Below are 23,811 nucleotides of genomic sequence, written 5' to 3' on the forward strand. Positions count from 1 at the left end.
CACCACACCTCACGTGCGCGTGCGGCTGCGGTACAGCAGCCAGACGAAGTACGGCGCACCGAACACCGCGGTCATGAGACCCGCCGGGAGCTGATCCGGCGCGATCACCGTGCGCCCGATGGTGTCGGCGACACACACCAGGAGCCCGCCGAGCAGCGCCGACACCGGAAGGGCGCGGCTGTGTCGTCGGCCCACGATCGCGCGGGCCGCGTGCGGAGCCACGAGTCCCACGAAGGAGATCACCCCGACACCAGCGACCGCGGCGCCGGTCAGCAGCACGGCGCAGCCGAGCATCAGCAGCCGCGACCCCGCCACCGGCACGCCCAGCACCCGGGGCGTCTCGTCGTCCAGCGACAGCAGGTCCAGGTCCCGGCGGGCGCGGACCAGCACCGGGATCACGAGCGCGAGCGCCAGCGCCATCGGTACGAGGTGCTCGAAGGCGCGACCGTAGGTGGAGCCGCCGAGCCACGTCAGCGCCTTCGTCTCGTTCCACGGATCCGACAGGGTGATAAGCAGGATCACCAGTGCCTGTGTGCCCGCCTGCACGCCGAAGCCGATCAGCACCAGCCGCTCGCTCGCGAACCCACCCCGCGCTGCCATGGCGAACACCACGACCGTCGCCAGCGCCGCGCCCAGTCCCGCGAAGCCCGCCTGGGTCCAGAACCCGACACCGGGCACGAGCGTGATCACTGCGACCGCGCCCAGACCGGCGCCGCCCGCGACACCGATGATCCCCGGCTCCGCCAGCGGGTTGCGTGCCACCGCCTGCACCAGGGCGCCCGCCAGCGCGAGCGCGGCACCGGCGAGCAGCGCGGCGACCACGCGGGGCAGCCGGTTCTCCATGACGTTCGAGACGATCGGGCCAGCCTGGCCGCGCACCCAGTTGACGACGTCACCCAGCAGGATGCCGATGTCGCCGAGCAGGACCGAGGCGACGACCGCGCCGAGCGCCAGCACGATCAGCGTGCCGAGGATGAGCCGATAGCGCAGCGCGCCGAGGGTGCCTCGCGTACCGGCGGCGGGTGGCTCCGTGGCCGCCGAGGAGACGCGGATGTTGCGGGCCAGTACGACGAGGAACACGGCGCCGAGCACGGTCGTGACCACGCCCGTCGGCACCTCCAGCGCGTTCTGCGAGCCGATGAGCGCACGCAGCAGCAGGTCCGCGCCCAGCAGCAGCGTGACGCCGAGCGCGGCCGACACCGGGATCAGCACCGCGTGCCGGTGCAGCCCGGGCACGGCGTTCGCGAGCAGGCGGGCCAGTGCGGGCGCGGCCAGGCCGACGAAGCCGATCGGCCCGGCCAGCGTCACGGCCGCCGCGGACATCAGCACCGCGAGCCCGATCCCGGCGAATCGGATCCGTCCCACGTGGACACCGAGGGTCCTGGCGTGGTCCTCGCCGAGGTACACGAGGTCGAGCCGCCGGGAAAGGGCGAGCAGCAGCACCAGCCCCACGCCGATCACGGGTCCGAGCGTGAGGAGGCCGCCGAGGCCGTTCTGGCCCAGCGAGCCCGAACCCCACGCGAACAGGCCCCTCGTCTCCTGCGCGAACAACAGCAGCAGCATGCTCGTCGCGGCCTTCATCGCGAGCGCGATGGCGGTGCCCGCGAGCACGAGCCGGACGATCCCGGCGCCCCCGGTGCCGGACAACGTGAGCACCAGTGCCGCGGCGCCGAGCCCGCCCGCGAAGGCGATACCGGCCGCGCCCGCGAGCGGCAGCGAGAAGCCGAACGCCGCGACGGCCACGATGGCGAGGTGGGCACCGGCGTCGACGGCGAGCGTGTCCGGTGACGCCATGATGTTGCGCGCCACCGTCTGCAGCACCGCCCCGGCCACACCGAGTGCGATGCCCACCACCACCGCCGCGAGCAGGCGGGGCAGCCTCGACTCCAGCACGACGGCGGCGGTGTCGCCGGTGCCGCCGCCGAACACGAGCCGGAGCACGTCGAGCGCGTTCACGGCCGACGTGCCCTGGGTCAGGTGCAGCGCCGAGCCCGCGGCGATGAGCACGCCGAGGCCCACGGCCAGCAGCGCGAGCCGCCCGCGCCGCCGCCGGGCCGGAGCGTGTGGCGACGGCGCGGGTGGAGCCGCGACGGTGTCAGTGTCCACTGTGGAGTCAGTGGCCGAGCGCGGCGATGGCGGCGTCGACGTACTGCTCCATGGACTTCACGCCACCGAACATCCACAACGAGTCCGGCAGGCGCTCGACCTTGCCGCTCTTCACGAACGGCAGGTTCTGCCAGATGGCGTTGTCCGCGAGCTCGTCGGCGTACGGGTCGCCGAAGGCGTCGTTGGCCATGTACCAGAACCGGACGTCCGGCAGCTGGGTCAGTCCCTCCACATCGGCCTGCGCGAGGCCGTAGGCGGCGTCGCCCTCCATCGGCCACGCGTTGCCGAGTCCGATGCGCTCGAACACCGCGGACACCAATGAGCCCTTGGTGAACGGGCGGATGCTCACCGAACCGGAGCTCACGTAGGCGTCGGAGAAGGCAACCTGCTCACCGGCCGCGCCGAGCCGCTCCACCTCGGCCTTGCCCTCGGCGAGCCTGGTGTCGAACTCGGTCTTCAGCTGAGCCGCCTTGTCCTCGGTGCCGGTGGCCTTGGCGATCAGGTCGAGGCTCTCGAACATGGACCCGATGGGGTTCTCGGCGTCGCCACCCTCGATGACGAGCACCGGGACCTTCGACTCGATCTGCTCCAGCGCGCCCTCGACGAGGCTGTCGGTCACGACCACGAGATCCAGGTCCAGCGAGCCAAGGGTGTCGATGCTCGGCTCACCACGGGTGCCGAGGTCCGTCGGGGTGTCGTCGAGCGGCGCCGCGCTGACCCACTGGCCGTAGCCCTCGATGTCGGAGACACCGACCGGCATGACGCCGAGCGACACCAGGTGCTCGACGCCGTTCCACTCGGTGGCCGCGACCCGCTCCGCCGGGCCGTCCAGCTTCACCTCCTTGCCCCGCGAGTCGGTGACCCTGATCGGGTCCCCGCCGTTCGCGGCGGCCGGGTCGGCACCGCTGGCGTCCTCCGTGGTCCCGCAGCCGCTCAGCATCAACGCGGCGGCCGCGGACAGGCCGATGATCACACGGGTGGTGCGCATTCTTCTCCTGTATTCATCTGGGGACCGGAAAGCGCCGGTCAGACCGAGGCGACCCGGACGGCCGCGTCGTTGAAGCGCCCGACGGCACGGGTGTGCACGAGGCCGTCGACCGGGTCGATGTCGACGTCGACCCGGATGCCGTACGCGCGGGTGAGGTTCTCGGCGGTCAGCACGTCCCGCGGGGCGCCGTGCGCGGTGACCCTGCCGCCCTCAAGCAGGAGCAGCCGGTCGGCGACGGCGGCGGCCTGGTCGAGGTCGTGCAGGACCACACCGACCCCGACGCCGTGCTCGTCGGCGAGGTCGCGTAGCACGTCGAGGACCTCCACCTGGTAGCGCAGGTCGAGGTGGTTGGTCGGCTCGTCGAGCAGCAACAGCGCGGTGTCCTGGGCGAGGCAGCTCGCGAGCCACACCCGCTGCGCCTGCCCGCCGGACAGAGCCTGCACCGGCCGCTCGGCCAGTGCGGTGAGCCCGGTCAGCTCCATGGCGCGTTCCACCGCCGAGGGTCCTTCGGGATCGCGGCCGCCCCAGCGGGAGCGGTGCGGGTGCCGGCCGAACTCCACCAGCTCGCGCACGCACAGGCCGCCGGGTGCGGTCCGGTGCTGTGACAGCAGCGTGATCCGCCGGGCGAGCTCCCGGCCGGACAGTGCGCGCAGGTCGGCGCCGTCGGCGAAGGTGACGTCACCCGCGACGGGCGGGTGTAGCCGGGCGAGCGCGCGCAGCAGCGTCGACTTCCCGCTGCCGTTGGGGCCGATCAGCGCGGTGACGGTGCCCGCGTCGAGCGAGATCGAGGCGGCGCGGACGACGACGTCGTCCCCGTAGGCGACGTCGATCTCACGTGCCGAAACGCCGGCAGCAGTGGGTGAGGAGGGCGCGGACACAGCCTCACAGTAAAGACAGCCTTGCCTAACATACAAGCGTTGTGGCCCTCAGCACATTCCAGACGTCCGGGTAGCGGTCAGTACATTCGCGACAGGGCGTTCAGGATCGCCACGATCACCACGACGGCGCTCACGGTGCCGAGGGTGCCCGCCAGGATCAGGCCGGTGCCGAACGACCGCCACGGCGGGCGGGGCCGCGCGGCCTTGAGCACGATCCCCGCCAGGACGGCGGCGAGCACGACGCCGAGGAACACCTGTGCGTACTCGCCGCCGCGCCAGCCGAGATCCCAGAACAGCCGCTGCCGGAAGCCCAGCACCACCACGGACAGCAGCACGATCGGCACCAGGAAGCCGGCGAGAGCCGGGCCGAAGCGGTTCCGGTTCTCGCCCGCTGGTTCGGTCATGGTTCCAGGGTCCCCCGGCGACCCCTGGCCGCGCCTGAGTAGGACTACCCGGAACGCGCCGTCGGAGCGGCTGGACTCCCGGCGCCCGACTCGATCGCGAACGACCGGCCGGTGCGGATCGGGGGGTGCCGGGCAGGCTGGCGTGGGCGACCACGCGGTAGTCGGCGGCGTGCCGCTTCGTGTACACCGTGCGGCTGCGCCGGAGGAAACCAGCGATGGCACGGCGGCTCCAGTGCGCCGTGGAGTTCGCGATCGACGTGATCGCTGGCCGTGCTCCTCGCTGTCTTGCAGGGCGCGGGTGTCGCCACGGCGAGCCGATGCCGACGCGGCAAAGGCGCGAGCTGGCGGCTGCCGGTGGGTGACAGCCAGCGCCGTGGCGCCCGTGCCGCGGCGCCCGCCCGAGCGGGGTCTCCGCCGCGCCGCCAGCGAGGGATCCGCTCGGCGAGTGATGGCCGCTTGGTGTCAGAACGCGCTTCTCGTCTGGCAGAAGTCGTTAACTTCACCGGAGCAGGAACTCGGAAAGGACCCCTCATGCGCACTCGCCCGGCCGTCGTGCTCGCAGCCGGCCTGCTTCTCGTCGCCGGCTGCTCGACCGGCGGACAGCCATCGGCCGCCCCGGAGCTCCCCGCGCCGAGCAAGGAGCTCGTCGCGTGGGCGGACACGGTGTGCACCAGCGTGAAGCTCGTCGACGGCCTCCGGTCGCACGCCGACTCCGGGTACTACGCCTCGGCGGTGACCACCGACGTGGTCGCCGCGCTGGAGACCCTGGACGTGCTCCGGCCGTCCGGGATCAAACAGGCCGACAGCTACGTCGGCGGCCTGGTGAAGGCCCTCGAGCGGCTACGGGACCAGCTGCCGACCGGCGAGGAGGGTCAGCAGGTCGACGCGGCACGGATCACCGCGCTCGTCGACGAGGTCGGGAAGCAGAAGCCCGCGCTCAGCAGGCTCGCCGGACGCACGCGGGCCCTCGGGCCGTCCTACCACCTCGCCCCGCGGTGCGCGCCGCTGAAGCGCCCGCCGGAGTCGGCCACCCGCGCGACGCGCGCGCTGGTGACGTGGGCGGACACGATGTGCGAGGGCGTGTCGTCGATCGAGACGCTGCCGGCGGCGGGCGACGAGCTGCTCAAGCACCCGAGGTTCGCGCAGTTCGAGGACATGGAGCTGTCGTCTTACCTCACGTCGGTTCATAGCCAGGTAGCGTCCATTGTGGACCCACTGGCGGGGCTGGAGGAGACCCGCGTCGCCGAGGTCGACGCCTACCGCGACGAGCTGGTCGGCGCGCTGCGCGACGCCGCGTCCCGGCTGCCGCGGCAGACCTCGGCACTCGATCTCCACGACGTCCCGCTCGGACAGCTGCGGGAGCGGGCGAGCCAGGCGGCCGCCACCGTGTCGGCGCTCGAGCCGAAGGCCAGGGAGCTGCCGGACCTGGCACGCAGGCACCCCGCACTCGCCGACGCCTACCACCTGGCACCGCACTGCGACGATGAGCCGTCGACCCCGGCGACCACCATCACGCTCCCGAAGGCCGAGAACGGGACCGACTTCGCCGCGTGCCAGGGCGGCACGTGCCAGATTGAGGTCTCCGGGCCGAAGGACGTCACCGTGCGGGGCAACGTCTTCACGATCGCCGTGAGCGACGGCACGGTGTGGCTGGCCAGCGGCAGCGGCCTGATCCGCCTGACAGGACCGGGAACGGCGCAGTTCGGAGCGGCCGGGGCGACGGTGGTCTTCGAGGTCGTGGCCTCCACCGACACTGCCGCTGTGCTGGACGTCTCCACCACGGACTAGTCCCCCCGCCCAGGCGGCGCCTCACCGCGTTGCCGGAAAGCCCGAGCAGGACCCGGTACGAGGGCTTCCCTCCGCCTTGCGGAGCTCGGTGGCTGGGGTCCCGCGGGGACACCAGCCGTCTGGCTCGCCGCTCGCCACGGGCGGGGCTGTTCAGAACACCAGCGTGCGTCAGCTCCCGGCTCATCGGAGGGTCAGCGGGGTCTCGCACGCGACGCGGGTCAGCTTCTCCGGGTTGCGGACGTAGTACGCGCCGGTGATGCGGCCGTCCTCGATCCGGACCGCCATGACCCCGTCGAGCTCGCCGCCCAGGCGCAGAACGAGTGCCGGGTTGCCGTTGACCACGGTGGACTCACCGGTGATCGTGCCTTCGGCCTTGCCGAGGCTGCCGACCATGAAGCGAACCAGCTTGTCGGCGCCGACCACGGGCCGCAGCGCGGCCTGCTTGACGCCGCCGCCGTCGCTCACCAGCACGACATCGGGGGCGAGCACGTCGAGGAGGCTCTGTACGTCCCTGGTCTCGAGTGCGCGCCGGACCGACTCCAGCACCTCCCGGGCCTCGTGCGGGGAGACCACCTGGCGAGGACGGCGGGCGTCGACGTGCCGGCGGGCGCGGTAGGCGATCTGGCGGACGGCCGCGGGGCTCTTGTCCACGGCGGCCGCGATGTCCTCGTAGCTGATCTCGAAAGCCTCGCGCAGCACGAAGACGGCGCGCTCGGTGGGCGACAGCGTCTCGAGGACGAGCATCATCGCCATCGACACGCTCTCGGCGAGCTCGACGTCCTCGGCCACGTCCGGTGTGGTGAGCAGCGGTTCGGGCAGCCAGGGGCCGACGTACGCCTCCTTGCGGCGGGTCATGGTGCGGAGTCGGTTGAGCGACTGCCGGGTGGTGATCCGGACCAGGTACGCGCGCTGGTCGCGCACCTGCTCCAGGTCCACTTTGACCCACCGCAGCCAGGTCTCCTGGAGGACGTCCTCCGCGTCGGCCGCCGAGCCGAGCATCTCGTAGGCGACTGTGAAGAGCAGGTTGCGGTGGGCGACGAAGGCGTCCGTCGCCGGGTCGGTGGCGTGATCGCTCAACGTCGACCGCCTCTCCTTCACGGGTCGTTCAGCGGGCGGCCGGCGCCTCGTCGCGCATGGCCTGGAGCCGCTCCCGACGCTTGGCGTCCTTGAACTTCCAGGTGTATGAGCCGGGCTCGCGGCCCTCGTCCGTCAGCCGGTGGACCAGATCCCGCATAGCCCGCGCCTTGATCTTCGCGGCAATGCGGCCGCCGAGGTAGAACCCCTTCACGGTGTCGTCGCCGGCGGCTAGCTGCACGGTGGCGGCGCGGCTGCCCACGCCGATGCACTGGCCGAAGAACCCCAGGTCGATGGTTGCAGGTTCCGCTTCGGCGATCCGGTCGAGCACCGTGTCCGCGGCGTGCGCGCCCAGCGGAGTCGCGGACTGGCAGCTCATGCGCAGCGGCAGGCCCGATGGGGCCGCCGAGTCTCCGGCGGCGACGATGTGCGCGTCGTCCACGCTCGTCAACGTCTCATCGGTGAGCAGACGCCCCATGGCGTCGGTGCTGAGCCCGCTGCGGGCGGCCAGGTCCGGCACGCCGAACCCGGCGGTCCAGATGGTCACCTCGCTAGGAAGCTCGCGGCCGTCGCCGAGCCGCACGGCGTCGCGGGTCACGGCCGTGACCTCCACGCCGGGGCCGTCGAGCACGGTCACCCCGAGCCTGGCCAGCTGCCTTGCGACCGAGCGCCGGCCTCGTGGGTGCAGGTACGGACCGAGCACCCCGCCGCAGACGAGGGTCACGGCGCGGCCCTCCTCCGCCAGCTCGGCGGCGACCTCGATGCCCGTCGCACCGGCTCCGACCACGGTCACCGGGGCCGTGGCGGGCGCGGCCTCGAGGACCGACCGCAGCCGCCGCGCCTCCTCCAGGGTGGCGACCGGATAGGCGAACTCGGTCGCGCCGGAGACGCGGGGCCCCGCGCTGCCACTGCCCAGCGCGTAGACCAGGTAGTCGTAGGCGACGCCCTCGCCGCTCGCCAACGTAACCGCGCGCCGGGCCGGGTCGATCCGGGTCGCGGTGTCGACGACCAGCCGGACGCGCTCGGCCAGGATCTCCCGGTAGTCGACGATCGCGTCGTGCGAACCGCCCACCAGCTGGTGCAGGCGGATCCGGTGGACGAAGCTCGGGCGCGGGTTGACCAGGGTCACGGTCACGTCGTCGCGCCGCGTCAGCCGGTTGGCCGCCATGACGCCGGCGTACCCGCCGCCGATCACGACGACCTCGGTGTTCTCAGCCATGGTGTCTCCTTCGCTCGTGGGCGTTCGACCTCAAGACACCGGGCGACCGCTGGCTGTAACAGCCCGTGGGACAGATCACCCACAGAAGCCGACGTGGGTGCCGGCAGCCGGGGTGAGAGCTCTACGCGGTGAAGAACTCGGCGAGCGCCCGGCCGAGCAGGCCGGGCGCTCTCCGTGGGGATGTGGCCGGTTTCCGGGACGCGCGCCAGTGTGGCCTGCGGGATCTCCGCGGCGAACCGCTCGGCGTGGTCCGCCGTTTCGAAGGCGTCGTCCCGTGGGCCTCCGCGGGGCGGCGGACCTTCCGCGAGACCCGCTAGGCAAGGGCGGCTGGCCCGCGGCGACTCGCGATGGGCGCTCGTATGCCGTGCCCCCGCACCGGTGGGAGGGCTAGAAGTTGCCCTTCGCCGACCAGCCGCCGTCCACCGCGTAGGTCAGCCCCGTCAGGAAGGAGCCCTCCCGGAAGAAGTAGGCGACCATCGAGGCGATCTCCTCGGGGCGGCCGAGCCGCCGGATGAGGTGCGAGTTCGCGTTGGCCTGCTTCATCTCCGGCGTGATGTCGCCCAGGATGGGGGTGTCGATCGTGCCTGGTGCGATGGCGTTGACGAGGATGTTGCGGTCGGCGTACTCGAAGGCGGCCTGCCGGGTGAGCGCGGCGACACCGCCCTTGGCGGCGCTGTAGGACGCCAGGTTCGGCAGGCCGCGCAGCGCGGCCAGGGAGGAGATGTTCACGATCCGCCCGCCGCCGTTGTCGATCATCCCGGGGATCACCGCGCGCATGCCCAGCCACGGTCCCTTGAGATCGGTGTCGATGACGTGGTCCCACGCCTCCTCCGTGAGCCCGGTGACCGTGTCCTCGCTGATCATGTTCACCACGCCGGCGACGTTGGCGAGATAGTCGATGCGCCCGTGCCGCTCGAGCAGCCCTTCGACGGCGGAGGTCCAGTCCCGCGCGGAGCGGATGTCCAGCGACACCGGCTCGGCCGAACCGCCCGCCGCCTCGATGCTCTTGACGGTGCTCGCGGTGTCCTGGATGTCGGCGCAGGCCACGTGGGCGCCGTCCGCGGCGAGCCGTTCGGCGGTGGCGCGGCCGATTCCCTGTGCGGCTCCGGTGACGATGGCGGTGCCGGTGACGGTGCTGGCGAGGGGCATCTTCGACCTCCGTGCGGGGTTGCCGTGCAGTGCTGCCCCGAGTCAATCCCGTGGAGTGTCGGCCGTACAGGGATCGTCCGGCGGCCCGTTGTCGGCCGCCACAACGGCTCACCAGCCGGCGAGATCCAGGATCTGGAACGCGAGCCGGGCCTGCAGCAGGCCGTCGAGCGTCGCGGGGTCCCGCTGCACGAGCTTGCGGATCTTGCCGAGCCGGTAGCGGATCGTGTTCTCGTGCACGCCCAGCTCCGTGGCCGTGGCCTGCACCTTGCCCTCGGCCCGGACGAAGGCGCGCCAGGTGTCGAGCAACGTGCCGTCGTCCTCGGCGCGCAGCGGGCCGATGAACCCGTGGGCGAAGTGCACGGCCTCCTTGACACGGCCGCTCGCCGCGACCACGCGGAACAGCCCGAGCTCGTCGGCCGTGAGCACCCCGCCGCCCCAGTCGAACGACCGCGCGAGCTCCTCCACCTCGCGCAGTTCCTTGTGCGCCATGGGGAAGTCCTCGGGAGCGCGGCACACAGCGGAGATCACGGCGGTGTGAATGTTCAGCACCGGCGACAGCGTCTCGCGCACGCCGGCGATGGTGTCCCGCAGCGACTCCGGCACCGCCCGGTCGCGAGACAGCGGCACCAGTGCGATCACCGCGCCGGGCAGGCTCACCGCGGCGGGATCGGACTCGCCGAGAGCCGCGGCGAGCTGCTGGATCACCAGCCTGCGGCCCGCCGACACGCTCACGTGCTGGTCGGCCTTGCCCAGGGAGAACCGCACGAGCACGTGGGGCCGCGTGAGGTCGATGCCGAACTGCGGGCTGCGCCGCACCAGCTGTTCGGCGTCGCGCGTGTTGTGCAGTAGATCGGACAGGTAGTCCTCGCGGGCCTGACCCTCGGCCTCGGCCTGCCTGCGCTCGGAGAGGATCTGCAGCGAGAGCACCGTGGCGCCGTGCTCGGCCAGCTTGCTGTCCCGGTGCTCCAGGCTGCGGCCGACCTCCACGATCCCGACGTAGCCGCTGGGCTGGCCCTCGATCACGAGCCGGCACATGAGGTGCCTGCGGCCGAGCCCCACGGCCAGCGTTCTGGGCACCACGGCCGACGGGCAGCTCGCGCTGAGCCCGGCGAGCGTCCCGCGCACCGACGGCAGCTCCCGCACGCGGGGCGCGAGCACCGGCGGCTCGGTCATCTTGAGACCCGGCGGCGCCGACCAGGCCAGCACCTGGAAGTCCTCGTTGTAGAGCACCACGGGCTTGGCCGACAGCTCGCCGAGCAGCGTCACCACGGTCTGGATGCTGGCGCCGTCGAGCACCGCGTTGGTGAGTTTCTGGTGCACGTCCGCGAGGTGGGCGAGCATGTTCTTCTGCCGCACCACCTCGGCGGCCTTGCGCTTGAGGTGCGCGTTGAGCATCGCCTGGCGCAGGAACAGCGCGCCGAGCCGGGCGAACAGCTCGGCGAGCGCCACGTCCTCGTCGGTGTAGACGTGCTCCTGCTCGACGTTGTCCACGAAGATCAGGCCGATGACCTTGCCGTCGAACACGAGCGGCACACCCAGCATGGCCCGGACCCGCCAGTGCTCCATCGTGCGGCGGTGCGGGCGCGGGTCCCTGCGCACGTCGTCGATCAGCACAGGGGCGGCCGTCTCGATCACCTCGCGGCTGAACCGGTCGCCCCTGATCCCGGCCTCCTGGGTCTGCACGGCGGCCGAGATGTCGCCCTCGTGCTCGCAGTAGCCCGCGGCGCCGCGGAACCGGTCGTCCTCGTGGCGCAGGTACACCGAACAGCGGGTGACGCCGAGCAGGTGGCACAGCTGCTTGCCGAGCAGCCCGAGCAGGTCCTCCAGCCGCGTGGTGGTGATGGCCTCGGTGGTGATCTCGCTGAAGGCGGCGATGACCTCGCGTTCGCGGTGGGACGCCGCGGAGCGGGACGCGTGCACCGCCCGCAGCCGCGGCGCGACGGCGTTCGCGGTCGTTTCGCGCATCGAGAACCGCCTTCACCATTGAGTGCGGGCAAAGCTGGAGGTCACTGTGCCTTACCGTGCGCCTGACGTCCATGCCCCCAGCGGGCGGTGCCCCCCGGTTCGGCCAGCTCGTGGCCCATCCGCTCGCGCTTGGTCCGCAGGTAGCGGACGTTGTGCGGGGTCGGGGACACCGGCAGCCGGACGCGCCCGACGATGTCGAGCCCGTGCCCGTCGAGGCCGCCGTACTTGGCGGGGTTGTTCGTGATGAGCCGCAGCCTGCGAATCCCGAGGTCGGTGAGGATCTGGGCGCCGATGCCGTAGCTGCGCGAGTCGACGGGCAGGCCCTGCGCGAGGTTGGCGTCCACCGTGTCGAGGCCCTGTTCCTGCAGGGCGTACGCGCGGATCTTGTGCGCGAGCCCGATGCCGCGGCCCTCGTGCCCGCGCAGGTAGACCACCACGCCGCAGCCCTCGTCGGCCACCGCCCGCAGGGCCTGTTCGAGCTGGGCGCCGCAGTCGCACCGCAGGGAGCCGAGAATGTCGCCGGTGAGGCACTCGCTGTGCACGCGCACCAGCGCGCCCGCCTCGGTGCGGCCCGCGGCGGCCACGTCGCCGAGCACCAGCGCCAGGTGCTCCGTGCCGTCGAGCGTCGAGCGGTAGGCCACGGCGCGGAAGTCGCCGAACTCGGTGGGCATCGCGGCGTTCGCGACCGGCTCCACCAGCCGTTCCGTGGCCCTGCGGTAACGGACGAGGTCGGCGATGCGCAGCATCGGCAGGTCGTGGCGCTCGGCGAACGCGGTGAGCGCCGCGCCGCGCAGCATCGAACCGTCGTCGGTCACGAGTTCGCCGATCACGCCGACGTCCCCGGCCCCGGCCAGTCCCACCAGGTCGACGGCCGCCTCGGTGTGCCCGGCCCGCACGAGCACTCCACCCTCGCGCGCCCGCAGCGGGAAGATGTGGCCGGGCCTGCGCAGGTCGCCCGCGTGCGTCGCGGGGTCGGCCAGCGCGCGGACCGTCGTGGCGCGGTCGTGCGCGGACACGCCCGTGCCGGTGTGCGCGTGGTCGACGCTCACCGTGAACGCCGTGGCGTGCAGGTCGGTGTTGTCGGCGACCATCTGCGGCAGGCGCAGGGCGTCGGCCCGCTCTCCGGTCATCGGCGCGCACACGATGCCCGTGCTGTGCCGCACGAGGAAGGCCATCCGCTCCGGGGTCATCGACGCCGCCGCCGCGACCAGATCGCCCTCGTCCTCCCGGTCGGCGTCGTCGAGCACCACGATCATCCGGCCCTGGGCGAGCGCGGCGACGGCGTGCTGCACGGCCTCGCCGGGCGAGACCGGCACTTCGGGTGTCCCGGGCGTCAGCATCGCTCACCCGTCACGGGAAGGTGCGTGCCGAAGCCACGCGCGTGGTATGTCAGCGGCGAGACTGCCAGCCGTTGCGCGGCGTCCACGAGGCCAAGCGCGATCACGTGATCGCCGCCGTCGACGAGCTGGTGCACCCGGCAGGCGAGCCAGCCGGCCACGCCCGGCAACCGGGGCAGCCCGTGCTCGGTCCGCCACGGCACGCCCTGGAACTTGTCGGCTCCCTTGCGTGCGAACCGGGTCGCCAGTGCCTGCTGACCGCTCGCGAGCACGTTCAGCCCGAACCGGCCCCGCGCGCGCACCAGCGCCAGCAGCTCCGAGCGCCGGTCGAGGGCGGCCAGCACCATCGGGGGCTCCAGCGACAGCGAGGCGAACGCGCTCACGGTGGTGCCGTGTGGACGATCGCCGTCCATTGTGGTCACCACGGCGACCGGGGTGCACACCCCGGACATCACCTCGCGAAAGTCGTCCGCCAGCGAGGGCGGGCTCACGGTCTCCATCTGCGACTCCAGCGTCGTCGAGCGCCGTGGCCCCGGACCGGTCCGGGGCCACGGCGGGGGCTCACACTCCGGCGGGGGTGCGGGCCTTGATCTTGTGCAGCTCGGGCACGACCTTCTCGCCGAACAGCTTCATGCTCGCCTCGGCCTTGTCGAGTGGCAGGCCGCCGAAGCAGAACGCGGCGTTGGCCATGAAGTTCCCGCCGATCTCGGCGCGCTCGGCGTACTTCTCCACGATCTGCTCCGGGGTGCCCCACACGTTGGCGTCGACGTAGGCGCTCGCCGCGGCCTCCATGCCGGCCTCCCGGATCATGTCCGCCCCGACCTGGTAGGCCTCGTAACCCTTGGTCTCCCGCCAGTGGGAGCCCGCGAAGTCGTAGTGCTTGATCACGGAGAGGAAGTACCGCGAGATGTGCTCGTGCGCGACGCGCTTCGCCTCCTCGGGGTCCTCGTGGCAGTACACGAAGTCCTGGATCAGCGCCGGTCCCGGCTCGGTGCCGTGCTTCTCCCGGTGCAGGCCACGCCAGCGCTCCAGCGCCTCGACGTGCGTGGGGAAGTCGTACTGCATGAACGTCATCATCTGCGCGCCCAGATCGGCGACCGCCGGGATCGAGTCCGGCGACATCGCGACACCGAACAGCCTGCCGTCCCACGAGCGGCTCCCGCCGGGCCGGACGTTCACCCTCGGCTGTGGGTAGAACGGCCCTTCGTTCTCCACGTAGCCGTCCCGCAGCCCGCGGATGATCATCGCGGCGGCCTCGTCGAACCGGCCGCGCGACTCGTTCATGTCCACGCGGAAGCCCTCGTACTCCATCTTCGCGAGGCCCCGGCCCATGCCGAACAGCACGCGGCCGTTCGACATGTGGTCGAGCATCACGACCTTCTCCACCACGCGCAGCGGGTCGTTCCACGGCAGGATCACCGCACCCGTGCCGAGTTTGATCCGCGAGGTCTGGCCGGCGATGTAGGCCATGATCTGAAGGTTGTCCGGACACATCGAGTAGTCGTCGAAGTGGTGCTCCGCCGACCACACCGAGTCGAAGCCGTACTGCTCGGCGAGCACGCCCATCTTCAGCTCGCGCGTGAAGACCTCTTCGTCGCTGACGTTCTCGAACCAGTTCTGGAAGACCAGCAGCATGCCGACGTCCATGGGAAATCCTTTCTGTCGTGAGTGTTCGGCGTCGCGTTCAGGGCGCCAGGAAGATCGCGCGGGTGTGCTCGGTGTCCAGGAACTCCTTGACGCTCTGGATCTTCCCGTCGCGCACCTCGAACACGAAGTGGTAGAGGTTGTTGTAGACCCGGCCGTTCTTCAGCTCCGAATAGGACTCGGTCTCGACGGCGACCCGGTCACCCTCGGCTGTCCAGGCCAGTGGAGTGAGCCGGATGGCGCCGGTGACGGTCGACGCGGAGATCCCCGACAGCTGCTCCCCGAACTCCCGCTTGCTCTTGGTTCCGGAGATGCCGTCCAGGTCGCCCGCCACCCACCACGTGGCGGACTCGGAGAGGAAGGACAGGATCCCGTCGACGTCGCCCGTGGAGAAGACCTCCATGAACGAGGCGACGGTGTCCTTGTTGAGCTCCTCGACGGTCTTGGTGCCAGTGCCGGTCGTCATCAGCGGTCGCTCCTCATTGAACGGTGGGCCTTGGACTCTGTTGTGGACGCTAGCCAGGGTTTCCGGCCCGGCGAACAGCCGATCCGGGCGGGCGTTGGAGGTCGGCACAACGCCGCATCACCTGCCTCCCCCGAACGTGGCGAGCAGGCCGCCGTCCACGGGCACCGTCGCGCCGGTCATGTAGGTGGAGCCGGCCACCGCAACGATCACCTCGGCGATCTCCCGCGCCGTTCCCGTCCGTCCGAACGGGATGGTGTCGACCACGCGCTGCCGCGCCCGCTCGCTGAGGCCCGCGGTCATGTCGGTGTCCACGAAACCGGGCACGACGAGGTTCACCCGGATGCCGCGAGGGGCGAGTTCCACGGCCAGCACCTGCGTGAGCCCGCTCAGCCCCGCCTTGGCCGAGCCGTAGGCGACGTCGCCGGGGAAGCCGCGCAGCCCCACCACCGCGCCCACGTTGACCACGGCCGCGCCCGCGCGCAGCACCGGGGTCACGGCACGGCACACCTCGAAGGCGCCGGTCAGATTGGTGGCGAGCACCTCGTCCCAGGCCGCCCGGTCGATCCCGTCGATCCGGCCACCCCGGTGCACCCCGGCGCTGTTGACCACCACATCGATCCCGCCGAACTGCTCCCGCACGGTCTCGATACCGCGGCGGATGGACTCGGGATCGGTCACGTCCGTCTTCACCTCGAGCAACCGCTCCGGCAGGCCCGCCCGGTCGGCGGCGGGGGAGCGGGAGAACGTCGCGACGTCCGCTCCCGCCGCGGCGGCGCGCTCGACCACGGCCCGGCCGATGCCGCGGGAGCCGCCCGTCACCAGCCACGTGCTCATCGGCCGAGGAACCCGGTGAGCTCGGCGAGGTAGGTGTCGCGGTCCTCCAGGAACGGCGCGTGCCCACAGCCCGGGAACGCGACGAGCTTCGCGTCGCGGCACAGGTCCATCGCGGCCTCGCCGCCGGAGAACGGCACGAACGCGTCGTCCGTGCCGTGCAGGGAAAGCACGGGGACGTCCACACCCGCCAGCTTTTCGCGCTGGTCCATTCCGGCCAGATCCCACAGCGAGTGGTCGCCGCGGGGCCCCATCTCCAGGAACATGCCCCACAGCCAGTTGACCACCTCGGCGCTGACCGGTGCCGCGCAGACCGCGTCGGCGACGCCCTTGAGGGTGGTGGCGCGGTCGGCGGCGAGCCCGTCGAGCACGCCGCGCACGTCGTCGAGCGACCCGCCGTGCGGCCAGTCCGGCGCCGAGGTGTAGCGCGGCGTCGCGCCGCCCGACAGCACCAGCCCGCCCGCGTTGCCGCCGAGCCTGCTGACGGCGTCGACGGCGACCGCTCCGCCAAGCGACCAGCCGTTGACGACCGGCCGGCGCAGTCCGAGCCGCTCGCAGAGCAGCGCGACGTCGGCGCCCAGCGCGCTGATCGAGACGTCCTCGAAGTCGTTGTCGGAGCGGCCGCACGTGCGCAGGTCCAGCAGCACCACCTCGTTGCCGTTGGCCCGCAGCGCGGGCGCGACGGTGTCCCAGCAACGGGCGTTGGCTCCCCAGCCGTGCACCAGCACGACCGGACGACCAGAGCCGTGGTGGTGCTCGAAGTAGATCCGCCTGCTTCCCTCGACCTCTAGATGTGCCATGGTTCCGCCTTTCTCTCTCTCGGGCTGGGCTCAGCGAATCGCGGCGACCTCGTCGCGCAGTGCGCGCGGCACGACCGGCGGCCGGTCGCGAAACCGCGGCAGGACGTGCTCGGCGAACAGCTCCAGCGAGCTGAGCACCTTCTCGTGCGCGAGGCCGCCGAAGCGCATCCAGCAGATCAGGTGCTGCAGGCCCGTTTCCTGGTACAGCGTCTCGATCTCGGTGACGAGCCCGTCCGGATCGCCGACGTAGAGGACTCCGCTCTCGCGCAGCCCGTCCAGCGTCAGCCCGCCCGCCTCCTCCGAGGCGGCCACGAGCTCGGCGTAGCGCTCGTAGGTCCTCGGCACCTCGGGCCCGCTCGGCACGAGGTCGAGCACGTTGCGGTAGTACCAGGCCAGCGGCTCGGCGACGTTGGCCACGGCCTCCTCGGCGCTCCCGGCGAGGTGGATCTGCCAGTTCATCGGGAAGTCGAGCGAGAGCGGGTCACGCCCTCCCGCGATGAGCTTGCGCTTGATGTCCACCACGAGGCGATTCAGCTCGGGCAGCGTCATCAGGGTCGGCGTGATGAGCATGTTGTAGCCCTGCGAGGCGACCAGGTCGAACGTCTGTGGGCTGATCGAGGCGACGTACATCGGCGGGGTCGGCCGCTGCACCGGCGTCGGTCTGCACTCGACGGCGTCGATGTCGAAATGCTCGCCCTGGAACGAGAACGGCTCACCCGGCTTCCGGCTCCACAGCCCCCGGATGATCTCCAGCGCCTCGGCGAACACCTCGCGGCTGACGTCCTGCCGGTCGCCGACGCCCATGTTGTGGAACTCGCCGGGCTGGTACCCCCGGCCCGCGCCGAAGTCGAGCCGTCCCCCGGAGAGCACGTCGACCATCGCGTAGTCCTCGGCGACGCGCACCGGCCAGTCGAACGTCAGGTTGCTGACCGCGATGCCGATCCGCATCCGCTCCGTGCGCTCGGCGACGGCCGCGGCGGCGACCTGCGGCGAGGGCATCGAGCCGTAGTCGCTGCCGTGGTGCTCGGCCAGCCACACCTCGTCGAACCCGAGATGCTCGGCGTAGCTGATCTGCGCCAGCATCTCGCGGTAGGCCCTGGAGAAGTCGTGGTCAGGGCACTCCAGCACGTAGAACACGCCGAACCTCACGCGAACCTCCCGGCACGGGCCCGGTCGCGCAGGGCGCGTTTGTCGAGCTTGCCGACGCTCGTCCTCGGCAGCGCGTCGACCACGAGCACCTGCTCGGGCAACCACCACCGGGGCACGCGCTCGCGGAGGCCGGCGAGCAGGTCGGCGGGCTCGGTGTCCTCGGTGTCCTCGGCGGGCGGGTGGAGGACGACGAAGGCGAGCGGACGTTCCTGCCAGCGTTCGTGCGGGACGGCGATCACCGCGGCCTCGGCGACGGCCGGATCGTGCAGCAGCGCCTGCTCCAGCGCCACCGAACTGATCCACTCGCCACCGCTCTTGATCAGGTCCTTGGCGCGGTCGACGATCTCCAGGTAGCCGTCGGGGTCGATCGTGGCGACGTCGCCGGTGCGAAGCCAGCCGTCGGTGAAGCTCTCCGGGTGCTCGTCGCGGAAGTATGAGCCGGCCACCCACGGCCCCCGGACCAGCAGCTCGCCGGGGGTCTTGCCGTCGTGGGGCTGGTCGCGGCCCTCGTCGTCAACCAGCCGCCAGCGCAGGCCCGGCAGCAGCCTGCCCTGGGTGCGGACGAACCGCCGCCGCGCCGCGGGGTCGTGGTCGGCCGACGGCAGCGGCCGCGCGAACGTGCCCATCGGGCTGATCTCGGTCATGCCCCAGCCCTGGAAGACGGGGACGCCGAGGTCCTCGGTGAAGGTGCGCACCAGGTCGTCGCTCGGCGGCGAGCCGCCGAGCACGAGCGCGCGGAGGCTGCTCAGGTCGGTGCCCCGCGCGAGGGCGTACCGGGCCAGGTCGACCGCGACCGTGGGCACCATGCCGGTGTAGGTCACCCGCTCCGACTCGATGATCCGCGCGATGTCGGCCGGAGCCGGGCGCGGGCCGGGCAGCACCTGGTTCGCTCCGGTCATCAGCGCGGCGAACGGGATGCCCCAGGCGTTGGCGTGGAACATCGGCACGACGTGCAGCACGGTGTCGCGCTCGCTGATCGCGTGCCCGTCGGCGAGGCACGCGGCGAACGTGTGCAGGTACAGCGAGCGGTGGGAGTAGCCGACGCCCTTGGGCGGGCCTGTGGTGCCCGACGTGTAGCAGAGCGCGGCGAGGTCGTTCTCGCCCACATCGGGTGGGCCGGACAGCGGCGAGCCGGTCTCGATCAGGTCCTCGTAGTCCAGCACACCGGGCGCGCTGCCGTCCGTGCCGACGACGAACATGCCGGGGCGGGCCGCGCGCGCCTGCTCGAGGGCGGGCAGCAAGGCCGTGTCGGCCACCACGACCCGGTCGTCCGCGTGGTCGAGGATGTAGGCGATCTCGCCGGGTTCGAGCCGCAGGTTCACCGTGTGCAGCACCGCGCCGGCCAGCGGCACGGCGAGGTATAGCTCCAGGTGGCGATCGTGGTTCCACGCCAGGGTGGCGACCCGGTCACCGGGCCGCACCCCCAGCTCCCTGAGCGCGCCCGCGAGCCGGGCGACCCGGTCGTAGTAGTCCCGGTAGCGGTAGCGGCGCCGTGGCCCGCCGTCGCCGTACTGCGCGATCTCCTTGTCGGGAAACAGCTCCCTGGAGCGATCGAGCAGGTCGGTGAGCAGCAGGGGAGTGGTCACGCCGCCACCTCGACCGCCAGCCGCTGCCGCACCTGCGGAACCACCTTCGTGGCCAGCAGCTCCACGCGCGCCGAGCCGCTCTCCACCGGCTCGCCAGGCAGCTGGGCCCAGAAGTGCACGTCCTTGATCTGCGGCCGGTCCCGCAACAGCGTGGTCAGCTCGTCGACCGCCGTGGCCGGGTCCCACAGCTGGAAGGCGCCGGCGTCGAGGATCTGGCCGGGGTCGGTGAAGCGCGGGACTTCGTCAGGCGGGCCGAAAGCACCCCACGAGATGTAATTGTTCAGCTGGTACAGCGCGTGCTCGCCGATCCGGGACCACTCGCGTTCCGGGTCCTCCGCGATCACCGCCCACTGGCCCGCGTAGATCTCGCCGTCCTCCGGGGACTTCCCGACCCGCTCCAGCGCATCCACATAGGACTGGTGATGGGCGTTCTGGGTGCTGAGGAAGCCGTCGCCGATGCGGGCGGCGCGTTCGATCGCCCGGTCGGCCATCGCGCCGACGAGCAGTTTCGGGGTCCGCTCCGGCGCGGGGGTGACGCGCACCGAGGGCAGCCGGAACCGCTTGCCCTCGAAGGGTTCGCCGCTTCCCGACCAGGCTCGGCGGATGAGCGCGATGCTCTCCTCCAGCAGGCTCGGCCGGTGGCGGAGGTCGCGGTCGAACGCCGCGAACTCCGGTGCCCAGTAGCCCTGCCCGACGCCGAGCTCGAACCGGCCGCCGGTGAGCAGCGAGACCGTGGCGGCGTCCTCGGCGAGGCGCACGGGGTTGTGCAGGGGGGCGACGATGAGGTTGGTGCCGATCGTCATCGTGGACGTGCGTTCCCCGATCGCCGCCGCCAGCGCGAACGGGGACGGGGTGTAGCCGTCGTCGCAGAAGTGATGCTCGGTCAGCCAGACGGAGCCGAGGCCGAGGCCCTCGGCCCAGGCGATCTGGTCGAGCGCCTCCCGGTAGAGGGTGCTGAACGGGCGATGCCAGCGCTGGGGGTTGCGGAAGTCGTACCAGAGTCCGAAGGTGCGGTCCTGCTCGCTCACGCCGTCTCCTTTGTCGACGTTGCCGGTGCCCGTCGAGCGTGCCCCGCCGGGTGCGGGGCGCCCAAGGTGAACCGGAGGCCGTGGTTGTGGGGAACTCCAAATCACCCGCCGAGGCCGGCCGCGGCGGCCGCCTCGTCCAGCAGCGCGGGCACGTCGTGCTCCAGCGCCGCCGCGTAGGGGGTGTCCAGCTCCCCGGCGAGGTACTGCGAGTAGGCCGCCTCGACGATGGCCGCGAGTTTGAACAGCGCCAGGCAGACGTAGTACCCGACGTTCTCCACGGGCCTGCCCACCGCCTCGCGGTACCGCGCGAGCAGGTGATCGCGCGTGGGCGCGCCCGGCAGACGCGAAACGGCCTGGATCGCGGGCATGCCGGGGCGGGGCCGTTCGCCCCAGAACGCGAGCAGCAGCCCGAGGTCGAGCAGCGGATCGCCGATCGTGGCCATCTCCCAGTCGATCACCGCGAGCAACCGGGGCTCGTGCACCGAGAACAGGCAGTTGTCGAGGTGGAAGTCTCCGTGCAGCAAGGCGGGCGGGCCGTCCTCGGGGCGATTGTCCTCCAGCCACCGGGCGACGCGGCGCAGCATGGGCAGCGGGCGGCGGGCGATGCCCTTCCACTGCCCGTACCAGCGGGGGACCTGCCGTTCGAGGAAGTTCGCCGGGCGGCCGAAATCGCCGAGCCCCGCCCCACGCCAGTCGGCGAGGTGGATCGCCGCGAGCGCGTCGACGACCTCGTCGGCCAGCCTGGTGAGCGCATCCGGGTGGTCGCGGTATGCCTCCGGCAGCTCGCTGGTGATCGACACCGCGCCGGGCACGTGCTCCATGACCAGGAACGGCGCCATCGGCACGCTCGCGTCGTCGCACAGCGCGACCGGCCGGGGCGCGGCGACGGCGGTGCCCTCCAGAGCGGAGAGCAGCCGGTGCTCCCTGGCGACGCTGTGCGCCGAGGCCGACAGCGCCTGCCGTGGCGGCCTGCGCAGCACGTACTCGGTGCCGGCACAGGTCAGCAGGCAGGTCTCGTTGGAGTTGCCGCCGGCGAGGCGGCGCAGCTCCCACGGCCCCGGCCTGCCGGTGTGCTCGGTGAGCCAGTCCGCGACCGGGCGGCCCAGTGCCGTGGCGGTCATCCCGCGGCCATCGCGAGGTCGAGCTGGCCGCGGAACCGCTCCAGCGCGTCCGCGCGGCGGGTCGGGATGTGCTCGGTGGGGACCGCGCGGGCGGAGTAGCCCTTGAGCAGGCGTTTCGCGACGGTCACCCGGTGGACCTCGTCTGGCCCGTCGTAGATCCGCGCCGCGCGGGCCCAGCGGTACATCTGCTCCAGCGGCAGGTCCGTCGAGAAGCCCAGCGACCCGTGCACCTGGATCGCCCTGTCGATCACGTCGTGCAGCACGGCGGCGCCGTGGTACTTGATCATCGCGATGTCGGTGCGCGCCTCCTTGGCGCCGACCTGGTCGATCTTCCATGCCGTCTGCAAGGTCAGCAGCCTGGCGGACTCGATCGCCGCGGCGGAGTCGGCCACCCAGTTCTGCACGGTCTGCTTCTCCGAGAGCAGGCTGCCGTGCACGTCGATGCTCACAGCGCGCTCGCACAGCATGTCGAACGCCCTGCGGCACACGCCGATCCAGCGCATGCAGTGGTGGATCCGGCCTGGGCCGAGCCGCTGCTGGGCCAGCGCGAACGCATCGCCGCGGCCGCCGAGCAGGTTCTGCGCGGGCACGCGCACGTCGTGGTAGCCGACCTCGCAGTGCGACCACACGGGATTGCGGTGCTCAGGGTCGTTCATGAGACCGAGCTCGCGCGTCTCGATGCCGGGAACGCCGGTGGGCACGATGAGCATCGACATCCGGTGGTGCGGGGGCGCGTCGGGCTCGGTGACCGCCATGACGATGTGGAAGTCGGCGCGCGAGGCGTTGCCGACGAACCACTTGCGGCCATTGAGCACCCAGTCACCTCCCTCGAGCCTCGCCGAGGTGGTGAACTGCCGCGGATCCGAGCCGGTGCCCTGCTCCGTCATGGAGAACGCGCTGAGCAGCGTCCCGTCGAGCAGCGGGCGCATCCAGCGGGCACGCTGTTCCTCCGTGCCCGCGAGCGCGAGCAGCTCGGCGTTGCCCGAGTCCGGCGCCTGGCAGCCGAAGACGTACGGCGCCAGTTCGCTGGTGCCGAGGATCTCGTGCAGGAGGCCGAGCTTGAGCTGTCCGTACCCCTGGCCGCCGAGCTCGGGGCCGAGGTGGGCGGCCCACAGGCCGTGCTCCTTGACCCGCTGCTGCAGCGGAGTGGCCAGCTTCCGGAATCCGGCGTGGTCGAGGTCGAGCACCTCGAGTGGGTAGATCTCCTCGCGCACGAACTCGCGTGCCCAGTCCAGCTTCGCCGCGAACTCGGGTTCGGTGGAGAAGTCCCAGGTCATCTGCCGCCCTCTCGATCCGCTGTCGATGAACGGCTCAACGCTAGGAACGTCCCTGGTCCGTAGGCCAGCGCCGGGCACGGCCGGATTTGTGGACTCCCACAGCGAGGGTCAGATGCGCTCGATCACCACGCGCATGCACTGGGTCCGGCCGCAGCACGGAACCCCGCACTGCTGCTTGCCGGTCGGGCGCAGGCACCCGACACAGAGCCCGTCGACCACCTTCTTCGTCGTCCGCACCACCTTGCCCTTGCGGGTGGCGACCTTGTCGGCGGACTTGTCGAGCGCGCGTGCGACCCCGGCCCAGATTCCCATCTCCGGCCCCTCCTCCATGCGAATGGCGACACTGCGTGATTCAAATGTCACTCGCCGCATGCGGGAACTCAAGAAGGTTCCACCTGACGGGTTGCCGCGCCCACGATGTTGAGGGCGAACTCGCTGTACTGCCAGACCAGTGTGTCCTCGCTGTACTCGCCGTCCTCGCGGTACCAGACGGCCACGCCCATGCCGAGGTCGAGGATCGCGTAGGAGGCGAGCTTGACCGAGGCGACGTGAAAGTCGCCCGTGGCGACGCCCGCCTCGACGAGCTCGCGGAAGGCGGCCTCGTACTCGGAGCGCAGAGCGAGCACGCGGCCGCGATGAGGTTCCACCAGTGCCCGGATCTCGCGGTTGCCGACGAACGCCTCCAGGCGGTGTCGCGCGTGGTAGCGGACGTGGGCCTCGGTGGCGCGCCGCAGGCGTTCGACGGGGTCGGCGGTGGTGGCGACGGCAGTGCGGTGCACGGCGAGCAGTTCCGTCATCGTGGCGGTCATGATCCGCGCGAGAACGTCCTGTTTGGAGTCGACGTGCTTGTAGAGGCTCGGGGCGCGCATCCCGACGGCCGCGCCGAGGTCGGCCATCGTCGTGGCCTCGTATCCCTTGCGGGTGAACAGCTCGAGCGCTGCCGTCCGGATGTCGGCGAACCGGTCCACGTCACCTCCAGCTCCCGTGAGCTAACTCATGTT

Annotated in this window: 22 protein-coding genes; 1 reads left to right on the forward strand and 21 read right to left on the reverse strand. The window is 71.7% G+C overall.

What is annotated here, in order from left to right; translation table 11 throughout:
• Positions 1-9 precede the first annotated feature (9 nt).
• From FCN18_RS06450 to FCN18_RS06465, 4 genes are all read right to left on the reverse strand, one after another.
• Positions 10-2,106, reverse strand: a complete 2,097-nt coding sequence (locus FCN18_RS06450; protein ID WP_137093805.1) for an iron ABC transporter permease — start codon at positions 2,104-2,106, stop codon at positions 10-12.
• A gap of 7 nt (positions 2,107-2,113) precedes the next feature.
• Entirely contained in the window at positions 2,114-3,094 is a 981-nt protein-coding gene (locus FCN18_RS06455; protein ID WP_137093807.1) for an ABC transporter substrate-binding protein, read from the reverse strand.
• A 38-nt stretch (positions 3,095-3,132) separates the two neighbouring features.
• Complete coding sequence (locus tag FCN18_RS06460) at positions 3,133-3,972, reverse strand: ABC transporter ATP-binding protein (RefSeq protein ID WP_112270161.1); 840 nt, start codon at positions 3,970-3,972, stop codon at positions 3,133-3,135.
• A 77-nt stretch (positions 3,973-4,049) separates the two neighbouring features.
• Entirely contained in the window at positions 4,050-4,376 is a 327-nt protein-coding gene (locus FCN18_RS06465; RefSeq protein ID WP_137093809.1) for a hypothetical protein, read from the reverse strand.
• A 531-nt stretch (positions 4,377-4,907) separates the two neighbouring features.
• Between FCN18_RS06465 and FCN18_RS06470 the strand changes: the two genes are divergently transcribed.
• Positions 4,908-6,164, forward strand: coding sequence for a hypothetical protein (locus tag FCN18_RS06470; RefSeq protein WP_137093811.1), 1,257 nt, complete (start codon positions 4,908-4,910; stop codon positions 6,162-6,164).
• Positions 6,165-6,344: 180 nt separating this feature from the next.
• On the opposite strand, the gene FCN18_RS06475 is transcribed toward FCN18_RS06470, so the two are convergent.
• From FCN18_RS06475 to FCN18_RS06550, 17 genes are all read right to left on the reverse strand, one after another.
• Positions 6,345-7,241: an RNA polymerase sigma-70 factor gene (locus tag FCN18_RS06475; RefSeq protein WP_112270164.1), complete on the reverse strand. Its 897-nt coding sequence runs from the start codon at positions 7,239-7,241 to the stop codon at positions 6,345-6,347.
• Between the two features lie 28 nt (positions 7,242-7,269).
• Complete coding sequence (locus FCN18_RS06480; RefSeq protein WP_137093814.1) at positions 7,270-8,457, reverse strand: NAD(P)/FAD-dependent oxidoreductase; 1,188 nt, start codon at positions 8,455-8,457, stop codon at positions 7,270-7,272.
• A gap of 387 nt (positions 8,458-8,844) precedes the next feature.
• On the reverse strand, positions 8,845-9,606 hold the full coding sequence (locus FCN18_RS06485) for an SDR family NAD(P)-dependent oxidoreductase (protein WP_112270166.1): 762 nt from the start codon (positions 9,604-9,606) through the stop codon (positions 8,845-8,847).
• Between the two features lie 108 nt (positions 9,607-9,714).
• Positions 9,715-11,571: a GAF domain-containing protein gene (locus tag FCN18_RS06490; RefSeq protein WP_113641902.1), complete on the reverse strand. Its 1,857-nt coding sequence runs from the start codon at positions 11,569-11,571 to the stop codon at positions 9,715-9,717.
• Positions 11,572-11,612: 41 nt separating this feature from the next.
• Complete coding sequence (locus FCN18_RS06495; protein ID WP_170200516.1) at positions 11,613-12,911, reverse strand: bifunctional 3,4-dihydroxy-2-butanone-4-phosphate synthase/GTP cyclohydrolase II; 1,299 nt, start codon at positions 12,909-12,911, stop codon at positions 11,613-11,615.
• The gene (locus FCN18_RS06500; RefSeq protein WP_112270171.1) at positions 12,905-13,408 is read right to left on the reverse strand and encodes a flavin reductase family protein; all 504 of its coding nucleotides are present in this window, start codon (positions 13,406-13,408) and stop codon (positions 12,905-12,907) included. Before FCN18_RS06500 ends, FCN18_RS06495 begins: the two co-directional genes overlap by 7 nt.
• Before the next feature lie 61 nt (positions 13,409-13,469).
• Positions 13,470-14,555: an LLM class flavin-dependent oxidoreductase gene (locus FCN18_RS06505; protein WP_112270173.1), complete on the reverse strand. Its 1,086-nt coding sequence runs from the start codon at positions 14,553-14,555 to the stop codon at positions 13,470-13,472.
• A 37-nt stretch (positions 14,556-14,592) separates the two neighbouring features.
• Positions 14,593-15,018 (reverse strand): nuclear transport factor 2 family protein, encoded by a 426-nt coding sequence (locus tag FCN18_RS06510; RefSeq protein ID WP_137093816.1) that lies wholly within the window; start codon positions 15,016-15,018, stop codon positions 14,593-14,595.
• Positions 15,019-15,135: 117 nt separating this feature from the next.
• Positions 15,136-15,852 carry an SDR family NAD(P)-dependent oxidoreductase gene (locus FCN18_RS06515; protein ID WP_112270177.1) on the reverse strand — a complete coding sequence of 239 codons (717 nt, stop codon included), beginning with the start codon at positions 15,850-15,852 and terminating at the stop codon, positions 15,136-15,138.
• A complete protein-coding gene (locus FCN18_RS39695) occupies positions 15,849-16,649 on the reverse strand; it encodes an alpha/beta fold hydrolase (protein WP_199542692.1) in 801 nt (266 codons plus the stop codon). Before FCN18_RS39695 ends, FCN18_RS06515 begins: the two co-directional genes overlap by 4 nt.
• 30 nt (positions 16,650-16,679) lie before the next feature.
• Positions 16,680-17,798, reverse strand: coding sequence for an LLM class flavin-dependent oxidoreductase (locus FCN18_RS39700; RefSeq protein ID WP_206077819.1), 1,119 nt, complete (start codon positions 17,796-17,798; stop codon positions 16,680-16,682).
• A complete protein-coding gene (locus tag FCN18_RS06525) occupies positions 17,795-19,384 on the reverse strand; it encodes a long-chain-fatty-acid--CoA ligase (RefSeq protein ID WP_137093819.1) in 1,590 nt (529 codons plus the stop codon). The genes FCN18_RS39700 and FCN18_RS06525 overlap by 4 nt, the downstream gene beginning before the upstream one ends.
• Complete coding sequence (locus tag FCN18_RS06530; protein ID WP_112270180.1) at positions 19,381-20,412, reverse strand: LLM class flavin-dependent oxidoreductase; 1,032 nt, start codon at positions 20,410-20,412, stop codon at positions 19,381-19,383. Before FCN18_RS06530 ends, FCN18_RS06525 begins: the two co-directional genes overlap by 4 nt.
• A gap of 101 nt (positions 20,413-20,513) precedes the next feature.
• Positions 20,514-21,533, reverse strand: coding sequence for a phosphotransferase family protein (locus tag FCN18_RS06535; protein ID WP_113641909.1), 1,020 nt, complete (start codon positions 21,531-21,533; stop codon positions 20,514-20,516).
• The gene (locus tag FCN18_RS06540; RefSeq protein ID WP_112270184.1) at positions 21,530-22,810 is read right to left on the reverse strand and encodes an acyl-CoA dehydrogenase family protein; all 1,281 of its coding nucleotides are present in this window, start codon (positions 22,808-22,810) and stop codon (positions 21,530-21,532) included. The genes FCN18_RS06535 and FCN18_RS06540 overlap by 4 nt, the downstream gene beginning before the upstream one ends.
• A gap of 108 nt (positions 22,811-22,918) precedes the next feature.
• The gene (locus FCN18_RS06545; protein WP_110336221.1) at positions 22,919-23,122 is read right to left on the reverse strand and encodes a hypothetical protein; all 204 of its coding nucleotides are present in this window, start codon (positions 23,120-23,122) and stop codon (positions 22,919-22,921) included.
• 68 nt (positions 23,123-23,190) lie between these two features.
• Positions 23,191-23,778: a TetR/AcrR family transcriptional regulator gene (locus FCN18_RS06550; protein ID WP_112270186.1), complete on the reverse strand. Its 588-nt coding sequence runs from the start codon at positions 23,776-23,778 to the stop codon at positions 23,191-23,193.
• Positions 23,779-23,811: the final 33 nt, after the last annotated feature.

Origin of the sequence: Prauserella endophytica, assembly GCF_005146945.1 — a bacterium.
In the GTDB taxonomy this organism is placed as follows: Bacteria; Actinomycetota; Actinomycetes; order Mycobacteriales; family Pseudonocardiaceae; genus Prauserella_A; species Prauserella_A endophytica.

Coding starts and splice junctions, on each gene's coding strand:
- FCN18_RS06455 (WP_137093807.1), bottom strand. CDS start 3,094: ATGCGCACCACCCGTGTGATCATCGGCCTGTCCGCGGCCGCCGCGTTG.
- FCN18_RS06465 (WP_137093809.1), bottom strand. CDS start 4,376: ATGACCGAACCAGCGGGCGAGAACCGGAACCGCTTCGGCCCGGCTCTC.
- FCN18_RS06470 (WP_137093811.1), top strand. CDS start 4,908: ATGCGCACTCGCCCGGCCGTCGTGCTCGCAGCCGGCCTGCTTCTCGTC.
- FCN18_RS06480 (WP_137093814.1), bottom strand. CDS start 8,457: ATGGCTGAGAACACCGAGGTCGTCGTGATCGGCGGCGGGTACGCCGGC.
- FCN18_RS06485 (WP_112270166.1), bottom strand. CDS start 9,606: ATGCCCCTCGCCAGCACCGTCACCGGCACCGCCATCGTCACCGGAGCC.
- FCN18_RS06490 (WP_113641902.1), bottom strand. CDS start 11,571: ATGCGCGAAACGACCGCGAACGCCGTCGCGCCGCGGCTGCGGGCGGTG.
- FCN18_RS06495 (WP_170200516.1), bottom strand. CDS start 12,911: ATGCTGACGCCCGGGACACCCGAAGTGCCGGTCTCGCCCGGCGAGGCC.
- FCN18_RS06500 (WP_112270171.1), bottom strand. CDS start 13,408: ATGGAGACCGTGAGCCCGCCCTCGCTGGCGGACGACTTTCGCGAGGTG.
- FCN18_RS06505 (WP_112270173.1), bottom strand. CDS start 14,555: ATGGACGTCGGCATGCTGCTGGTCTTCCAGAACTGGTTCGAGAACGTC.
- FCN18_RS06510 (WP_137093816.1), bottom strand. CDS start 15,018: ATGACGACCGGCACTGGCACCAAGACCGTCGAGGAGCTCAACAAGGAC.
- FCN18_RS06515 (WP_112270177.1), bottom strand. CDS start 15,852: ATGAGCACGTGGCTGGTGACGGGCGGCTCCCGCGGCATCGGCCGGGCC.
- FCN18_RS39695 (WP_199542692.1), bottom strand. CDS start 16,649: ATGGCACATCTAGAGGTCGAGGGAAGCAGGCGGATCTACTTCGAGCAC.
- FCN18_RS06535 (WP_113641909.1), bottom strand. CDS start 21,533: ATGACCGCCACGGCACTGGGCCGCCCGGTCGCGGACTGGCTCACCGAG.
- FCN18_RS06540 (WP_112270184.1), bottom strand. CDS start 22,810: ATGACCTGGGACTTCTCCACCGAACCCGAGTTCGCGGCGAAGCTGGAC.
- FCN18_RS06545 (WP_110336221.1), bottom strand. CDS start 23,122: ATGGGAATCTGGGCCGGGGTCGCACGCGCGCTCGACAAGTCCGCCGAC.